The organism is Pseudomonas sp. B21-035, from assembly GCF_024748945.1.
Classification (GTDB): domain Bacteria; phylum Pseudomonadota; class Gammaproteobacteria; order Pseudomonadales; family Pseudomonadaceae; genus Aquipseudomonas.
Map to the genome: position 1 here is coordinate 1,592,520 of NZ_CP087179.1, position 14,388 is coordinate 1,606,907.

At 61.5% G+C, this 14,388-nt stretch carries 13 protein-coding genes; 9 read left to right on the top strand and 4 right to left on the bottom strand.

Features of this window, described 5'->3' with window-relative positions; all coding sequences use genetic code 11:
* Nucleotides 1–68: 68 nt before the first annotated feature.
* Genes LOY22_RS07345 through phhA form a run of 3 tightly spaced genes read right to left on the bottom strand, consistent with a single transcriptional unit; the run spans nucleotide 69 to nucleotide 2,449 of the window.
* Complete coding sequence (locus LOY22_RS07345; protein WP_093385751.1) at nucleotides 69–1,262, bottom strand: amino acid aminotransferase; 1,194 nt, start codon at nucleotides 1,260–1,262, stop codon at nucleotides 69–71.
* Complete coding sequence (locus tag LOY22_RS07350) at nucleotides 1,262–1,618, bottom strand: 4a-hydroxytetrahydrobiopterin dehydratase (protein WP_036994257.1); 357 nt, start codon at nucleotides 1,616–1,618, stop codon at nucleotides 1,262–1,264. The genes LOY22_RS07345 and LOY22_RS07350 overlap by 1 nt, the downstream gene beginning before the upstream one ends.
* Before the next feature lie 42 nt (nucleotides 1,619–1,660).
* Nucleotides 1,661–2,449 carry a phenylalanine 4-monooxygenase gene (phhA, locus tag LOY22_RS07355; RefSeq protein WP_045200144.1) on the bottom strand — a complete coding sequence of 263 codons (789 nt, stop codon included), beginning with the start codon at nucleotides 2,447–2,449 and terminating at the stop codon, nucleotides 1,661–1,663.
* Between the two features lie 280 nt (nucleotides 2,450–2,729).
* On the opposite strand from phhA, the gene LOY22_RS07360 reads away from it, so the two are divergent.
* Nucleotides 2,730–4,286: a sigma-54-dependent transcriptional regulator gene (locus LOY22_RS07360; RefSeq protein ID WP_093385747.1), complete on the top strand. Its 1,557-nt coding sequence runs from the start codon at nucleotides 2,730–2,732 to the stop codon at nucleotides 4,284–4,286.
* Between the two features lie 125 nt (nucleotides 4,287–4,411).
* Here the strand turns inward: LOY22_RS07360 and LOY22_RS07365 are convergent, their stop codons facing one another.
* A complete protein-coding gene (locus tag LOY22_RS07365) occupies nucleotides 4,412–4,672 on the bottom strand; it encodes a DUF2790 domain-containing protein (RefSeq protein ID WP_045200148.1) in 261 nt (86 codons plus the stop codon).
* 404 nt (nucleotides 4,673–5,076) lie between these two features.
* Between LOY22_RS07365 and acs the strand changes: the two genes are divergently transcribed.
* From acs to aruF, 8 genes are all read left to right on the top strand, one after another.
* Nucleotides 5,077–7,038: an acetate--CoA ligase gene (gene acs, locus LOY22_RS07370; RefSeq protein ID WP_045200150.1), complete on the top strand. Its 1,962-nt coding sequence runs from the start codon at nucleotides 5,077–5,079 to the stop codon at nucleotides 7,036–7,038.
* Between the two features lie 515 nt (nucleotides 7,039–7,553).
* Nucleotides 7,554–8,339, top strand: a complete 786-nt coding sequence (locus tag LOY22_RS07375; protein ID WP_045200152.1) for an ABC transporter substrate-binding protein — start codon at nucleotides 7,554–7,556, stop codon at nucleotides 8,337–8,339.
* 90 nt (nucleotides 8,340–8,429) lie between these two features.
* Nucleotides 8,430–9,119, top strand: a complete 690-nt coding sequence (locus LOY22_RS07380) for an ABC transporter permease (RefSeq protein WP_045200553.1) — start codon at nucleotides 8,430–8,432, stop codon at nucleotides 9,117–9,119.
* Entirely contained in the window at nucleotides 9,116–9,814 is a 699-nt protein-coding gene (locus tag LOY22_RS07385; RefSeq protein ID WP_045200154.1) for an ABC transporter permease, read from the top strand. The genes LOY22_RS07380 and LOY22_RS07385 overlap by 4 nt, the downstream gene beginning before the upstream one ends.
* Before the next feature lie 67 nt (nucleotides 9,815–9,881).
* Nucleotides 9,882–10,646: an ABC transporter ATP-binding protein gene (locus LOY22_RS07390; protein WP_045200156.1), complete on the top strand. Its 765-nt coding sequence runs from the start codon at nucleotides 9,882–9,884 to the stop codon at nucleotides 10,644–10,646.
* 98 nt (nucleotides 10,647–10,744) lie between these two features.
* A complete protein-coding gene (gene argR, locus LOY22_RS07395; RefSeq protein ID WP_010226652.1) occupies nucleotides 10,745–11,725 on the top strand; it encodes a transcriptional regulator ArgR in 981 nt (326 codons plus the stop codon).
* 247 nt (nucleotides 11,726–11,972) lie between these two features.
* Nucleotides 11,973–13,193, top strand: a complete 1,221-nt coding sequence (locus LOY22_RS07400) for an aspartate aminotransferase family protein (RefSeq protein ID WP_045200160.1) — start codon at nucleotides 11,973–11,975, stop codon at nucleotides 13,191–13,193.
* A gap of 132 nt (nucleotides 13,194–13,325) precedes the next feature.
* Nucleotides 13,326–14,345, top strand: coding sequence for an arginine/ornithine succinyltransferase subunit alpha (aruF, locus tag LOY22_RS07405; protein ID WP_045200162.1), 1,020 nt, complete (start codon nucleotides 13,326–13,328; stop codon nucleotides 14,343–14,345).
* Nucleotides 14,346–14,388: the final 43 nt, after the last annotated feature.

Consider the following 14,388-nt stretch of genomic DNA (forward strand, 5'->3'; position numbering starts at 1 on the left):
CGCACCGCCGCTCCCACAACTGTCTGTGGGAGCGGCGGTGCGGCGATCCGACTTGCCCCGCGATGCTTTTAACGACAGACGTCGGCGATGGCCGCAGCCAGTGCTTCAAGGCGTGCCGCATCGGCGCCGGCGATGTTCGCCCGGCCAGTGCCAACCATGTACACGCTGTGGCGCTCACGCAGTTGCTTGACCTGCTCCGGTGACAAGCCGGTGTAGGAGAACATCCCGCGTTGCTCGGCGATGTGCGCGAAACGTTCGCTCAGGCCGTGGGGCGCCAGGGCCTCGACCAGACCGACCCGCAGCTCGGCAATGCGCTGGCGCATGGCCTCGACTTCTTCGACCCACAGGCGCTTGAGGTCGGTGTCGCCAAGAATCTGCGCCACTACCGCCGCGCCATGATCCGGTGGTGTCGACCACAGGTTGCGCGCCAGCAATGCCAGTTGACTACGCACATCCAGCAGCTTGTCGGCATCGTGGCTGCACACCAGCAGAGCGCCGGTGCGGTCGCGATAGAGGCCGAAGTTCTTCGAGCAGGAACTGGTAATCAGCAGCTCAGGCAGTTCGGCGGCGAACAGCCGTACCGCCCAGGCGTCTTCTTCCAGACCATCGCCAAAGCCCTGGTAGGCGAAGTCGATCAACGGCAGCAACTCACGGCGGCGCACCACCTCGAGCACGGCGCGCCAGTCGTCCTGGCTCAGGTCGAATCCGGTCGGGTTGTGGCAGCAGGCGTGCAGCAACACTACGTCGCCCTTGGGCGCAACTTCCAGGGCGGCCAGCATCCCGGCGACGTTCAGACGGTTGTCGGTGCCGACATAGGGATAGTGGCTGACCTTGAGGCCGGCGCCGGCGAAGATGGTTTCGTGGATGGGCCAGGTCGGATCGCTCAGCCAGATGCCGCGGCCCGGCAGACAGTGTTCGATGAACTCCGCCGCCAGGCGCAGGGCACCGGTGCCGCCCGGGGTCTGGGTGGCGCCGGCACGCTGCTGGCTGAGCAGCGACGAGTCACTGCCCAGTACCAGTTCGCTGATCAGTCGGCCAAAGGCCGCATCGCCATGACCGCCGACGTAGCTCTTGCTGGCCTGTTGCTCAAGCAGGCGCTGTTCAGCCTGTTTGACCGCGGCCGGAATCGGCGTCAGGCCCTGGGCATCCTTGAACACGCCGACACCGAGGTCGAACTTGTTCGGGTTGCTGTCCTTGGCATACGCCTCCATCAGTCCGAGGATCGGATCGCCGGGTACGCGCCCGATGGCGCCGAAGTGCATTACTTGCGGCCTTCGGCGGTGCTGGCGACCTCGTCGGTGCGCGCGGCCATGATGAAGTCGTTACGGTGCAGGCCCTTGATCGAGTGGCTCCACCAGGTCACGGTGACTTTGCCCCATTCGGTCAGCAGGCCTGGGTGATGGCCTTCGGCTTCGGAGATTTCGCCAACGGCGTTGGTGAAGGCCAGGGCGTGCTTGAAATTCTTGAACAGGAAAACTTTTTCCAGCTGCATGATGCCGTCACGGACTTCGATGTTCCAATCCGGGATCTGCTTGATCAGTACCGGCAGTTCTTCGTCGCTGACCTGTGGAGCATCGGCACGGCAGGCTTCGCAGTGGGCTTGGTTCAAGGCGTTCATAAGGTTTTCCGCAAGTGGTTTGTTATTGGTTTGCAAGGTCGCTCAGGCGGCGACCTTGGGTGGAAATTTCGGTGCGTGCAGGCCCATCTTCATTGCCGTGTGGACCATGCCCATGATGTCTTCGTGGGCCAGGTCGAACAGGCGCTTGAGGTTGGGCAGGGCAAAGTACAGCGGCTGCAGGATATCAATGCGGTACGGCGTGCGCATGGCTTCCAGCGGGTCGAAGGCCTGGTGCTCGGGCTCGCCGGACAGGCTGTAGACGGTCTCTTTCGGTGAAGAAAGAATGCCGCCGCCGTAGATCTTGCGACCTTGCGGGGTGTCGACCAGGCCAAACTCGATGGTCATCCAGTAGAGGCGGGCGAGGTACACGCGCTCTTCCTTGGTGGCCTGCAGGCCGAGCTTGCCATAGGTGTGGGTGAATTCGGCGAACCAGGGGTTGGTCAGCAGCGGGCAGTGGCCGAAGATCTCGTGGAAAATGTCCGGCTCTTGCAGGTAGTCGAGTTCTTCTTCGGTACGAATGAAGGTGGCTACCGGAAAGCGCTTGCTGGCCAGCAGTTCGAAAAAAGTCTGGAAGGGGATCAGGGCAGGTACCCGGGCAACTTGCCAGCCGGTGGTGGCGCCCAGCACCTTGTTGATCTCACCCAACTGCGGGATACGGTCGTGAGGCAGGCCCAGCTGTTCGATGCCGTCCAGGTATTCCTGGCACGCGCGGCCTTCGATCACCTTCAATTGACGGGTAATCAGGGTGTTCCACACCGCGTGTTCCTGCTGCGGGTAGTCGATAAAACCCTGCGCATCGGGCTCGCGAGCCACGTATTGCGTCTGTTTCATGCTGCTCTCCTGCTGAGGGCCATTCTTGTTATGTGTTCAAGCCATTGCCCTAGTGATAACCCGCATTGGTCCGGTTTGCAGCGTCCTGACGGCAGCTTCGCGCTCGAACTGCTCCGGATTTTGTAACGATAACTTTACGAAATACCCGGCATCCCGAAAAAACGGGTGCTTTAATCCTTGAAACTGCGGCTATCTGTCACATAATCTTTACGACTATTCTTCGGTCGCTGCAAAAACTTGCTTGCCGTGGCGCTTACCAGACCTTCTTGTAGGACATTTCATGCGTATTAAAGTGCATTGCCAGAACCGCATCGGCATCCTGCGCGACATTCTCAACCTGCTGGTGGAGTACGGCATCAACGTCGCCCGCGGTGAGGTCGGTGGCGAGCATGGCAATGCCATCTATCTGCACTGCCCGAACCTGATCAACCTGCAGTTCCAGGCCCTGCGGCCGAAATTCGAATCGATCGCCGGGGTGTTCGGGGTCAAGCGCGTCGGCCTGATGCCCAGCGAGCGTCGGCACATGGAGCTCAATGCCTTGCTCGGCGCACTGGATTTCCCGGTGCTGTCGATCGACATGGGCGGCTCCATTGTGGCTGCCAACCGCGCTGCGGCGCAGCTGCTCGGGGTGCGTGTCGACGAGGTGCCGGGCATTCCGCTGTCGCGTTATGCCGAGGATTTCGACCTGCCGGAGCTGGTGCGGGCGAACAAGTCGCGTATCAACGGCCTGCGGGTCAAGGTCAAGGGCGATGTGTTCCTCGCCGATATTGCGCCGCTACAGTCCGAGCACGACGACAGCGAAGCCCTGGCCGGTGCGGTATTGACCCTGCACCGCGCCGACCGCATAGGCGAGCGCATCTATAACGTGCGCAAGCAGGAGCTGCGTGGCTTCGACAGCATCTTCCAGAGTTCGCGGGTGATGGCTGCGGTGGTGCGCGAAGCGCGGCGCATGGCGCCGCTGGATGCTCCACTGCTGATCGAAGGCGAGACCGGCACCGGCAAGGAGTTGCTGGCCCGTGCCTGTCACTTGGCCAGCCCCCGTGGCCAGGCGCCGTTGATGGCGCTCAACTGCGCCGGCTTGCCCGAGTCCATGGCCGAGACCGAACTGTTCGGTTACGGCCCGGGGGCGTTTGAAGGCGCGCGGGCCGAGGGCAAGCTGGGGCTGCTGGAACTGACGGCAGGCGGCACGCTGTTCCTCGATGGCGTCGGTGAGATGAGTCCTCGCCTGCAGGTAAAACTGCTGCGTTTTCTGCAGGACGGCTGCTTTCGTCGGGTAGGCAGTGATGAAGAGGTGTACCTGGATGTGCGGGTCATCTGTGCCACCCAGGTCGATCTGTCCGAGTTGTGCGCCCGTGGCGAATTCCGCCAGGACCTTTACCATCGCCTCAACGTGCTGTCGCTGCATATTCCGCCGCTGCGCGAATGCCTGGATGGCTTGCCGCCGCTGGTCGAGCACTTTCTTGACCAGGCCAGCCGGCAGATCGGTTGCCCGCTGCCCAAGCTTGCGCCAGCGGCCATGGAGCGTTTGAGCCAGTACCACTGGCCGGGCAACGTGCGGCAACTGGAGAACGTGCTGTTTCAGGCCGTGTCGCTATGTGACGGCGGGGTGGTCAAGACTGAACATATTCGCCTGCCGGACTACGGCGGCCGGCAACCCTTGGGCGAGTTTTCCCTTGAGGGCGACCTGGGGCAAATAGTCGGGCGTTTCGAGAAGGCAGTACTGGAGCGCTTGATGAGCGAATTTCCCAGCAGTCGGGCGCTGGGTAAACGCTTGGGAGTTTCCCACACCACTATTGCCAACAAGTTGCGTGAACATGCAGTCGGCAAAACGGATTAATTAATCTGGCGTTAATAAAGTATGGGTAATACAGGCAGGTTATTAGTTGCAGGTGTACTGTCCAAATAGTGCAGCGCGCCTCGTTGAATGCCAACCGAGGCGCTGCAGGCGGTCAACCCGTTGGATCAACCGTTCGAGCACCCGTTACCCATCACCCGGTACTCGAGAATGTGGCGCTTGCCCTGGGAATCTTCGTAGGTCATGCGCGCCGGGACCACTTCGCAGACATTCGGCACTTCGCTCATGGAAATGACCTTGGCGATGTCCAGATGTTGCGAGTAACTGTACTGTTCAACCGGAATCTGCTCGGCGCCGCCATTTGCAACTTCGTCGGCCATCGCCACGCTGCAAAGACTACCCAGTGCCAATACCAGTAAAGCTTTCATCTTCATTTTTACCTGTCTGAGGTCGTAAGGGGGCACGCAGCGCTTGTGGCGCCGCGTGTACAGCAGGATCAACTATCACGATTATTTGCCGATTAACTTCCCTTCGTGGGGGGCTACAAGAAAGTTAATCGTGGTGCCGTTGCTGGCGAGGTGAATTCTAGGAGTGCGGCCTGCGCTTAAACAGCCACGGTTTTGATAAACACTGTTGGCAGAAACTGTAACAATCGCCTGGCAGACTGCCGGGTAATTTTATTTTTTCGCCGTGCAGACCCGGCCTTGAGCCTTCGCGGTTTGTCGCAGGGAGAAAAGACGAGGGCGTTACTACCAACGTCGAATGGCCGGCGCAGTCTGGTACAGTTACAACGAGGTCATACAAAAACAACTATTACACCGAGGTAACAAAGATGAGTGCGGCTCCCCTGTATCCCGTTCGTCCCGAGGTTGCGGCCAAGACGTTGACCGACGAGGCGACCTACAAGGCCATGTACCAGCAGTCGGTGATCAACCCGGACGGCTTCTGGCGCGAGCAGGCTCAGCGCCTCGACTGGATCAAGCCTTTCACCAAGGTCAAGCAGACCTCCTTCGACGACCACCATGTCGATATCAAATGGTTTGCTGACGGCACTCTGAACGTTTCCTACAACTGCCTGGACCGCCATCTGGCCGAGCGCGGCGATCAAGTCGCGATCATCTGGGAAGGCGACGACCCTTCCGAACACCGCAACATCACCTACCGTGAACTGCACGAGCAAGTGTGCAAGTTCGCCAACGCCCTGCGTGGCCAGGATGTGCACCGCGGTGACGTGGTCACCATCTATATGCCGATGATCCCCGAGGCCGTGGTCGCCATGCTGGCGTGCGCCCGCATCGGTGCGATCCACTCGGTGGTGTTCGGCGGCTTCTCGCCCGAGGCACTGGCCGGGCGCATCATCGACTGCAAGTCGAAGATCGTCATCACCGCTGACGAAGGTCTGCGTGGCGGTCGTCGCACCGCACTCAAAGCCAACGTCGACCTGGCCCTGACCAACCCCGAAACCAGCAGCGTGCAGAAGATCATCGTCTGCAAGCGCACCGGTGGCGACATCGCCTGGCACCAGCACCGCGACATCTGGTACGAAGACCTGATGAAGGTTGCTTCCAGCCACTGCGCGCCGAAGGAAATGGGCGCCGAAGAAGCGCTGTTCATCCTCTACACCTCCGGCTCCACCGGCAAGCCCAAGGGCGTGCTGCACACCACCGGCGGCTACATGGTCTACGCCGCGCTGACCCATGAACGGGTGTTCGACTACCGTCCGGGCGAAGTCTACTGGTGCACCGCCGACGTCGGCTGGGTCACCGGCCACAGCTACATCGTCTACGGCCCGCTGGCCAACGGCGCGACCACCGTGCTGTTCGAAGGCGTGCCGAACTATCCGGACATCACCCGCGTGTCGAAGATCATCGACAAGCACAAGGTCAACATCCTCTACACCGCGCCGACCGCCATCCGCGCGATGATGGCTGAAGGTCAGGCTGCCGTCGCCGGTGCCGATGGTTCCAGCCTGCGCCTGCTGGGCTCGGTGGGCGAGCCGATCAACCCGGAAGCCTGGAACTGGTACTACCACACCGTCGGCAAGGAGCGTTGCCCGATCGTCGACACCTGGTGGCAGACCGAAACCGGGGGCGTGCTGATCAGCCCGCTGCCAGGCGCTACCGCGCTCAAGCCGGGTTCGGCGACCCGTCCGTTCTTTGGTGTGGTGCCGGCCCTTGTGGATAACCTTGGCAACCTGATCGAAGGCGCCGCCGAAGGCAACCTGGTGATCCTCGATTCCTGGCCGGGCCAGTCGCGCTCGCTGTACGGTGACCACGACCGCTTCGTCGACACCTACTTCAAGACTTTCCGCGGCATGTACTTCACGGGTGACGGTGCCCGTCGCGACGAAGACGGCTACTACTGGATCACTGGCCGCGTCGATGACGTGCTCAACGTCTCCGGCCACCGCATGGGTACCGCCGAGATCGAAAGTGCCATGGTCGCCCACCCGAAAGTCGCCGAGGCCGCAGTGGTTGGCGTGCCGCACGACATCAAGGGGCAGGGTATCTATGTCTACGTCACCCTCAATGGTGGCGTCGAGCCAACCGAGCAACTGCGCCTGGAGCTGAAGAACTGGGTGCGCAAGGAAATCGGCCCGATTGCCTCGCCGGATGTCATCCAGTGGGCGCCCGGCCTGCCGAAAACCCGCTCGGGCAAGATCATGCGCCGCATCCTGCGCAAGATCGCCACGGCCGAGTACGACGGCCTGGGTGATATCTCGACCCTGGCCGATCCGGGTGTGGTGCAGCACCTGATCGATACCCACAAGGACATGAGCAAGGCTTCGGCCTAAAGGTATCGCGGGGCAAGCCCGCTCCTGCACAGCGATCGGGTCCACGCAAAGCCCTGCCGGGTTACTCCGGCGGGGCTTTGTGCTTTCTGTTACTTCGACAATCATCGGTAACCCTTCTGTCACCGCTTTCGCACAAAAGCGGGGCATTGCGAAACGCCACCGTACGTTTTCAGGGCATTTCAGCCACCCGTTTTCGCCTGCTGAAACGCTGCGCTTGCCGGATTAGAAGGCTTTGCCAATAATAGGCCCGCTTATTGCTTCATTGATTGGTTATTTGTCTTTTGCTTTTGCATATTCCGCGAAAGCTGTCAATATCTGCGCCCCCGCGTTCCTGCGCTTCTGTAACTAGTTGTCGCATTGAAGAAATATCGGCTTCGGAGCTGTCGTTAAAATGCCGATCACTCGCTCGTCGCGTCTGCTTCAATGCCGACCCTGCGCAGCTCGCGTTGTACCCATTCGCATATCGGGCAGTTCTCAACCCTGCCTCGTATTGCCCTTTACCGATGGAGTTCCAGATGAAGAAACTCGCACTGCTTGGCGCCCTGGCGCTGTCCGTGTTTTCCCTGGCAGCGCTGGCTGATGAGAAACCGTTGAAAATCGGGATCGAGGCCGCCTACCCACCGTTCGCTTTCAAGCAGCCTGATGGCAGCATCGCCGGCTTCGACTACGACATCGGTAATGCCCTGTGCGAAGAAATGAAGGCCAAGTGCACCTGGGTCGAGCAGGAGTTCGACGGCCTGATCCCGGCACTGAAAGTGCGCAAGATCGACGCCATCCTGTCGTCCATGTCGATCACCGACGATCGCAAGAAGTCCGTGGACTTCACCGGCAAGTACTACCTGACCCCGGCACGCCTGGTGATGAAGGAAGGTACTGCGGTCAGCGAAGGCCTGACTGAGCTCAAGGGCAAGAAGATCGGCGTGCAGCGCGGCTCGATCCACGATCGCTTCGCCAAGGAAGTGTTCGGTGCGCAAGGCGCCACCATCGTTCCTTACGGCACCCAGAACGAAATCTACCTGGACGTCGCCGCTGGCCGTCTGGATGGCACCGTCGCCGATGCTACGCTGTTGGAAGACGGTTTCCTGAAGACTGATGCCGGTAAAGGCTTCGCCTTCGTTGGCCCATCGTTCACCGACGCCAAGTACTTCGGTGACGGCATCGGCATTGCCGTGCGCAAAGGCGACAAGGCCAACCTGGATCGCATCAACGCTGCCATCGCGGCCATCCGTGCCAACGGCAAGTACAAGCAGATTCAGGACAAGTACTTCAACTTCGACATCTACGGCCCAGACGCCAAGTAAATCGTCGACGTTTCACCTGTTCAATGGTGCAAGCAGCAGAGACTCTGAGGTTTGCACCATTTTTTCATCCCTAAGGTCGAGGACCTCATCATGTTGAAAGGCTACGGGGCAGTCATCCTCGACGGAGCGTGGCTGACGCTACAGCTCGCCTTGTCGTCCATGGCCCTGGCCATCGTGCTCGGTCTGATCGGTGTGGCGCTGCGTTTGTCGCCAGTGCGCTGGCTGGCCTGGCTCGGCGATCTGTATTCCACCGTGATCCGCGGGATTCCCGATCTGGTTCTGATCCTGCTGATTTTCTACGGCGGCCAGGATCTGCTCAATCGCGTCGCGCCGCTACTGGGCTTTGACGACTACATCGACCTCAATCCGCTGATGGCGGGTATCGGCACCTTGGGCTTCATCTTTGGTGCCTATCTGTCGGAAACCTTCCGCGGGGCGTTCATGGCCATTCCCAAGGGGCAGGCCGAAGCTGGCATGGCCTATGGCATGAGCAGCCTGCAAGTGTTCTTCCGGGTGCTGGTGCCGCAGATGATTCGCCTGGCGATCCCCGGCTTCACCAACAACTGGCTGGTCCTGACCAAGGCAACCGCACTGATTTCGGTAGTGGGCCTGCAGGACATGATGTTCAAGGCCAAGCAGGCGGCCGATGCCACCCGCGAACCTTTCACCTTCTTCCTGGCGGTAGCGGCGCTGTACCTGGTGATCACCAGTGTTTCGCTGCTGGCCCTGCGTTACCTCGAGAAGCGCTACTCGGTTGGCGTAAAGGCGGCTGATCTATGATTTTCGACTACAACGTCATCTGGGAAGCGCTGCCGCTGTACCTGAGCGGCCTGCTGACCACCCTCAAGCTGCTGGCGCTGTCGCTGCTGTTCGGTTTGCTGGCGGCGATCCCACTGGGCCTGATGCGGGTCTCCAAGCAGCCTTTGGTGAACATGAGCGCCTGGCTCTATACCTACGTGATCCGCGGCACGCCGATGCTGGTGCAGCTGTTTCTGATCTACTACGGCCTGGCCCAGTTCGAAGCGGTGCGTGAAAGCTTCCTCTGGCCGTGGCTGTCCAGTGCAACCTTCTGTGCCTGCCTGGCCTTTGCCATCAACACCAGCGCCTATACCGCCGAGATCATCGCCGGCAGCCTCAAGGCCACGCCCCATGGCGAGATCGAGGCGGCCAAGGCCATGGGCATGTCGCGGGTCAAGATGTACCGCCGCATCCTCCTGCCATCGGCCCTGCGCCGGGCGCTGCCGCAGTACAGCAACGAAGTGATCATGATGCTGCAGACCACCAGCCTGGCGTCGATCGTCACCCTGATCGACATCACCGGTGCGGCGCGCACGGTCAACGCCCAGTACTACCTGCCGTTCGAGGCCTACATCACGGCCGGCGTGTTCTACCTGTGCCTGACCTTCATTCTGGTGCGCCTGTTCAAGCTGGCTGAGCGCCGCTGGCTGGGCTACCTGGCGCCGCGCAAGCACTGACGGCCTGCGCCCACTTTTTCGCCCTGAGCGTTAGCTCAAGACTGACTGCTTTGTGAGAATCGACAGCATGTACAAACTCGAAATCCAAGACCTGCATAAACGCTACGGCAGTCACGAAGTGCTCAAGGGCGTGTCCCTGGCGGCCAAGGCAGGCGACGTGATCAGCATCATCGGCTCCAGCGGTTCGGGCAAAAGTACCTTCCTGCGCTGCATCAACCTGCTCGAGCAGCCGCACGCGGGCAAGATCCTGCTCAACAACGAAGAGTTGAAGCTGGTAGCCAACAAGGATGGCGCGCTCAAGGCCGCCGATCCCAAGCAGCTGCAGCGCATGCGTTCGCGCCTGTCGATGGTGTTCCAGCACTTCAACCTGTGGTCGCACATGACCGCGCTGGAAAACATCATCGAAGCGCCGGTGCACGTGCTCGGCATGTCGAAGAAAGACGCCCTGGAAAAAGCCGAGCACTACCTGGCCAAAGTCGGTGTCGCCCACCGCAAGGACGCCTATCCTGGGCATATGTCCGGTGGTGAGCAGCAGCGCGTGGCGATTGCCCGGGCGCTGGCCATGGAGCCGGAAGTGATGCTGTTCGACGAGCCGACCTCGGCGCTCGACCCGGAGCTGGTTGGCGACGTGCTCAAGGTCATGCAGTCGCTGGCACAGGAAGGCCGGACCATGGTCGTGGTCACCCACGAAATGGGCTTTGCCCGTGAGGTGTCGAACCAGCTGGTGTTCCTGCACAAGGGCCTGGTGGAAGAGAGCGGCAACCCGCGCGAAGTGCTGGTCAATCCGCAGTCGGAACGTCTGCAGCAGTTCCTCTCGGGCAGCTTGAAGTAAGATTGCCGCTTTGCACCAAAATGGGTCATGCTGCGTATCAAGCGCAGCCTGACCAGGCTCTAACTTCTTGACCTCTCTCAGGTTTCGGACCGCATCCCATGACCACCCAGCGAATCGGTTTTCTCATCTGGCCCAGCACCAAAGCCCTGACCCTGGCGCTGGCCGAGGAGGTGTTGCGGGTAGCACAGAAGGTTCATCCGGAAGTGGTCTACGAGTTGTCCTTCCTGCAGGCCGAAGCGCCTGGCGAGGGTGCCTGGCGCCTGCCGGGCGAGCCGTGGGCGGGCAAGCTCGAAGGCTGTCAGAAGCTGTTCCTGCTGGCGGACGAGCCGCCGCAGGCCGTGGCCTCGAGCCTGGCCAGCGCACTCAAGCAACTGGTGCGTGCCGGTTGCGTGGTCGGCGGCTTGTCGGCGGGGGTCTATCCGTTGGCGCAACTGGGCCTGCTCGATGGTTACCGGGCCGCAGTGCACTGGCGCTGGCAGGATGATTTCGCCGAGCGTTTCCCCAAGGTCATCGCCACCAGCCACCTGTTCGACTGGGACCGCGACCGCCTGACAGCGTGCGGCGGCATGTCGGTGATCGACCTGTTGCTGGCGGTGCTGGCCCGCGATCACGGTGCCGAGCTTGCCGGTGCGGTGTCGGAAGAACTGGTGGTCGAGCGGATTCGCGAGGGCGGCGAGCGCCAGCGCATTCCGCTGCAGAACCGCCTGGGCTCCAGCCACCCGAAGCTGACCCAGGCCGTGCTGCTGATGGAAGCCAATATCGAAGAGCCGCTGACCACCGACGAGATCGCCCAGCATGTATGCGTCTCGCGCCGCCAACTGGAGCGGATCTTCAAGCAGTACCTCAATCGCGTGCCGAGCCAGTATTACCTGGAGCTGCGGCTGAACAAGGCCCGGCAGATGCTGATGCAGACCAGCAAGTCGATCATCCAGATCGGCCTCTCTTGCGGGTTTTCTTCCGGGCCGCATTTCTCCAGCGCCTATCGCAACTTCTTCGGTGCCACGCCGCGCGAAGATCGTAACCAGCGACGAAGCAGCAGCCCGTTCGAACTGTCTTCGGTACCCGCCGAGCGCGGTTGATTTTTGATCGCGGGGCAAGTCGGGTCGCCGCGATCGAACCGCCCATACAGAATCTCCCGCATATTCCCCGCAGCGTTTAAACTGCGCCTTTGCGACCCTATTTGTCGCATTGCCGTAAGCCTTGGTAAAACAGGGTTTGGCGCTATAAGAAGTTGTCGCTTGGCGGCAAGGTCAGGCGCCGATCTGTCCTTACAATCCCCCCATCGCTCGCCAGTTCCAGGCAGGCGTTCCTCTTCAGGAGACTCCGATGTCCGCTCCGCAAGCTCCGGTGCAACGCGCCGATTTCGATCAAGTGATGGTCCCCAACTATGCACCGGCGGCTTTCATTCCCGTCCGTGGAGCGGGCTCCCGCGTGTGGGATCAGGCGGGCCGCGAGCTGATCGATTTCGCCGGCGGCATCGCCGTAAACGTGCTTGGCCATGCGCATCCGGCGCTGGTTGGCGCCCTGACCGAGCAGGCCAACAAACTGTGGCACGTGTCCAACGTGTTCACCAACGAGCCGGCCCTGCGCCTGGCGCACAAGCTGGTCGACGCGACCTTTGCCGACCGTGCGTTCTTCTGCAACTCCGGTGCCGAAGCCAACGAGGCCGCATTCAAGCTGGCCCGTCGTGTCGCCCACGACCGTTTCGGCCCCGAGAAGCACGAAATCATCGCCACCGTTAACAGCTTCCACGGTCGTACCCTGTTCACCGTCAGCGTCGGCGGCCAGCCGAAGTACTCCGACGGTTTCGGGCCGAAAATCACCGGCATCAGCCACGTGCCGTACAACGACCTGGAAGCGCTCAAGGCACAGATATCCGACAAGACCTGCGCTGTGGTCATCGAGCCGATCCAGGGTGAAAGCGGCGTGGTCCCGGCTGACGTTGCCTACCTGCAAGGCGCCCGCGAGCTGTGCGACAAGCACAACGCGCTGCTGATCTTCGACGAAGTGCAGACCGGCGTTGGCCGTACTGGCTCGCTGTTCGCCTACCAGCACTACGGCGTGACCCCGGACATCCTCTCCAGCGCCAAGAGCCTGGGCGGCGGTTTCCCGATCGGCGCCATGCTGACCACCGAAGACCTGGCCAAGCACCTGGCCGTCGGCACCCACGGCACCACCTACGGCGGCAACCCGCTGGCTTGTGCGGTGGCCAACGCCGTGCTGGATGTGGTCAACACCCCTGAAGTGCTGGCCGGCGTCAAGGCCAAGCACCAGAAGTTCAAGGCGCGCCTGGAGCAGATCGGCGAGAAGTACGGCCTGTTCACCCAGGTACGTGGCGTTGGCCTGCTGATCGGTTGCGTGTTGTCTGAAGCCTGGAAGGGCAAGGCCAAGGACGTCTTCAACGCCGCCGAGAAAGAAGGCCTGATGGTCCTGCAAGCCGGCCCGGATGTCGTGCGTTTCGCCCCGAGCCTGGTGGTCGAAGATGCCGACATCGACGAAGGCCTGGATCGTTTCGAGCGTGCCGCGGCAAAACTGACTCAGGCCTGATTCACGCTTGCAGTCCTGTCATCGGCCCTGCGGGGCCGGTGATACCGAATTCCAGAGCAGGTGCCTGCGGGCGCCTGCTGTTTTTATCTGAGCCGGCGGATGTCGGCCTGTATACCCGAAAGGAGTGACACCATGCTGGTGATGCGCCCCGCGCAAATGGCTGATCTGGGCGAAGTGCAGCGTCTTGCCGCAGACAGCCCCATTGGTGTCACGTCCTTGCCGGATGATGCCGGTCGCCTGAGCGACAAGATTGCCGCTTCGGAAACCTCCTTCGCCGCTGAAGTCAGCTTCAACGGTGAAGAGAGCTACTTCTTTGTTCTCGAAGACAGCAGCAGCGGCAAGCTGGTCGGCTGCTCGGCCATCGTTGCCTCGGCCGGCTATTCCGAGCCGTTCTACAGCTTTCGCAACGAGACCTTCGTGCATGCGTCGCGCGAGCTGAAGATCCACAACAAGATCCACGTCCTCTCGCAGTGCCACGACCTGACCGGCAACAGCCTGCTGACCAGCTTCTACGTACTGCCGGAACTGGTCGGCAGCGGCTGGGCCGAGCTCAACTCCCGTGGCCGCCTGCTGTTCATGGCCGCCCACCCGGAGCGCTTTGCCGAATCGGTGGTGACCGAGATTGTCGGCTACAGCGACGAGCATGGTGATTCGCCGTTCTGGGACGCCATCGGGCGCAACTTCTTCGACCTCAACTACGCCGAGGCCGAGCGCCTGTGCGGCCTCAAGAGCCGGACCTTCCTGGCCGAGCTGATGCCCCATTACCCGATCTACGTGCCTCTGCTGCCGGACGCCGCGCAGGAGGCCATGGGCCAGGTGCATCCGCGGGCGCAGATCACCTTCGACATCCTGATGCGCGAAGGCTTCGAGACCGATCACTACATCGACATTTTCGACGGCGGCCCGACCCTGCATGCGCGGGTTTCCGGGATCCGCTCGATTGCCCAGAGCCGGGTGATGCCGGTCAAGCTGGACGACTCTGCCAGCAAGGGCGGGCGCCCGTACCTGGTCAGCAATGGCCAGTTGCAGGACTACCGCGCAGTGCTGCTGGAGCTCGACTGGGCCCCCGGTAAGCCGGTCAGCCTCAGTCTTGAAGCCGCCGAAGCCCTGGGCGTCGGCGAAGGCGCCAGCGTGCGTCTGGTCGCGGTTTGATCCCTGCGGTTCGATAATCGAACACCCAGGTCGAGTTTTGCGG

Excerpts from the sequence above, each read along its gene's own strand:
- LOY22_RS07360 (WP_093385747.1), top strand. The coding sequence starts at position 2,730 with ATGCGTATTAAAGTGCATTGCCAGAACCGCATCGGCATCCTGCGCGAC.
- aruF (WP_045200162.1), top strand. The coding sequence starts at position 13,326 with ATGCTGGTGATGCGCCCCGCGCAAATGGCTGATCTGGGCGAAGTGCAG.
- LOY22_RS07380 (WP_045200553.1), top strand. The coding sequence starts at position 8,430 with ATGTTGAAAGGCTACGGGGCAGTCATCCTCGACGGAGCGTGGCTGACG.
- LOY22_RS07350 (WP_036994257.1), bottom strand. The coding sequence starts at position 1,618 with ATGAACGCCTTGAACCAAGCCCACTGCGAAGCCTGCCGTGCCGATGCT.
- argR (WP_010226652.1), top strand. The coding sequence starts at position 10,745 with ATGACCACCCAGCGAATCGGTTTTCTCATCTGGCCCAGCACCAAAGCC.
- LOY22_RS07385 (WP_045200154.1), top strand. The coding sequence starts at position 9,116 with ATGATTTTCGACTACAACGTCATCTGGGAAGCGCTGCCGCTGTACCTG.
- LOY22_RS07365 (WP_045200148.1), bottom strand. The coding sequence starts at position 4,672 with ATGAAAGCTTTACTGGTATTGGCACTGGGTAGTCTTTGCAGCGTGGCG.
- phhA (WP_045200144.1), bottom strand. The coding sequence starts at position 2,449 with ATGAAACAGACGCAATACGTGGCTCGCGAGCCCGATGCGCAGGGTTTT.
- LOY22_RS07390 (WP_045200156.1), top strand. The coding sequence starts at position 9,882 with ATGTACAAACTCGAAATCCAAGACCTGCATAAACGCTACGGCAGTCAC.
- LOY22_RS07375 (WP_045200152.1), top strand. The coding sequence starts at position 7,554 with ATGAAGAAACTCGCACTGCTTGGCGCCCTGGCGCTGTCCGTGTTTTCC.
- LOY22_RS07345 (WP_093385751.1), bottom strand. The coding sequence starts at position 1,262 with ATGCACTTCGGCGCCATCGGGCGCGTACCCGGCGATCCGATCCTCGGA.
- LOY22_RS07400 (WP_045200160.1), top strand. The coding sequence starts at position 11,973 with ATGTCCGCTCCGCAAGCTCCGGTGCAACGCGCCGATTTCGATCAAGTG.
- acs (WP_045200150.1), top strand. The coding sequence starts at position 5,077 with ATGAGTGCGGCTCCCCTGTATCCCGTTCGTCCCGAGGTTGCGGCCAAG.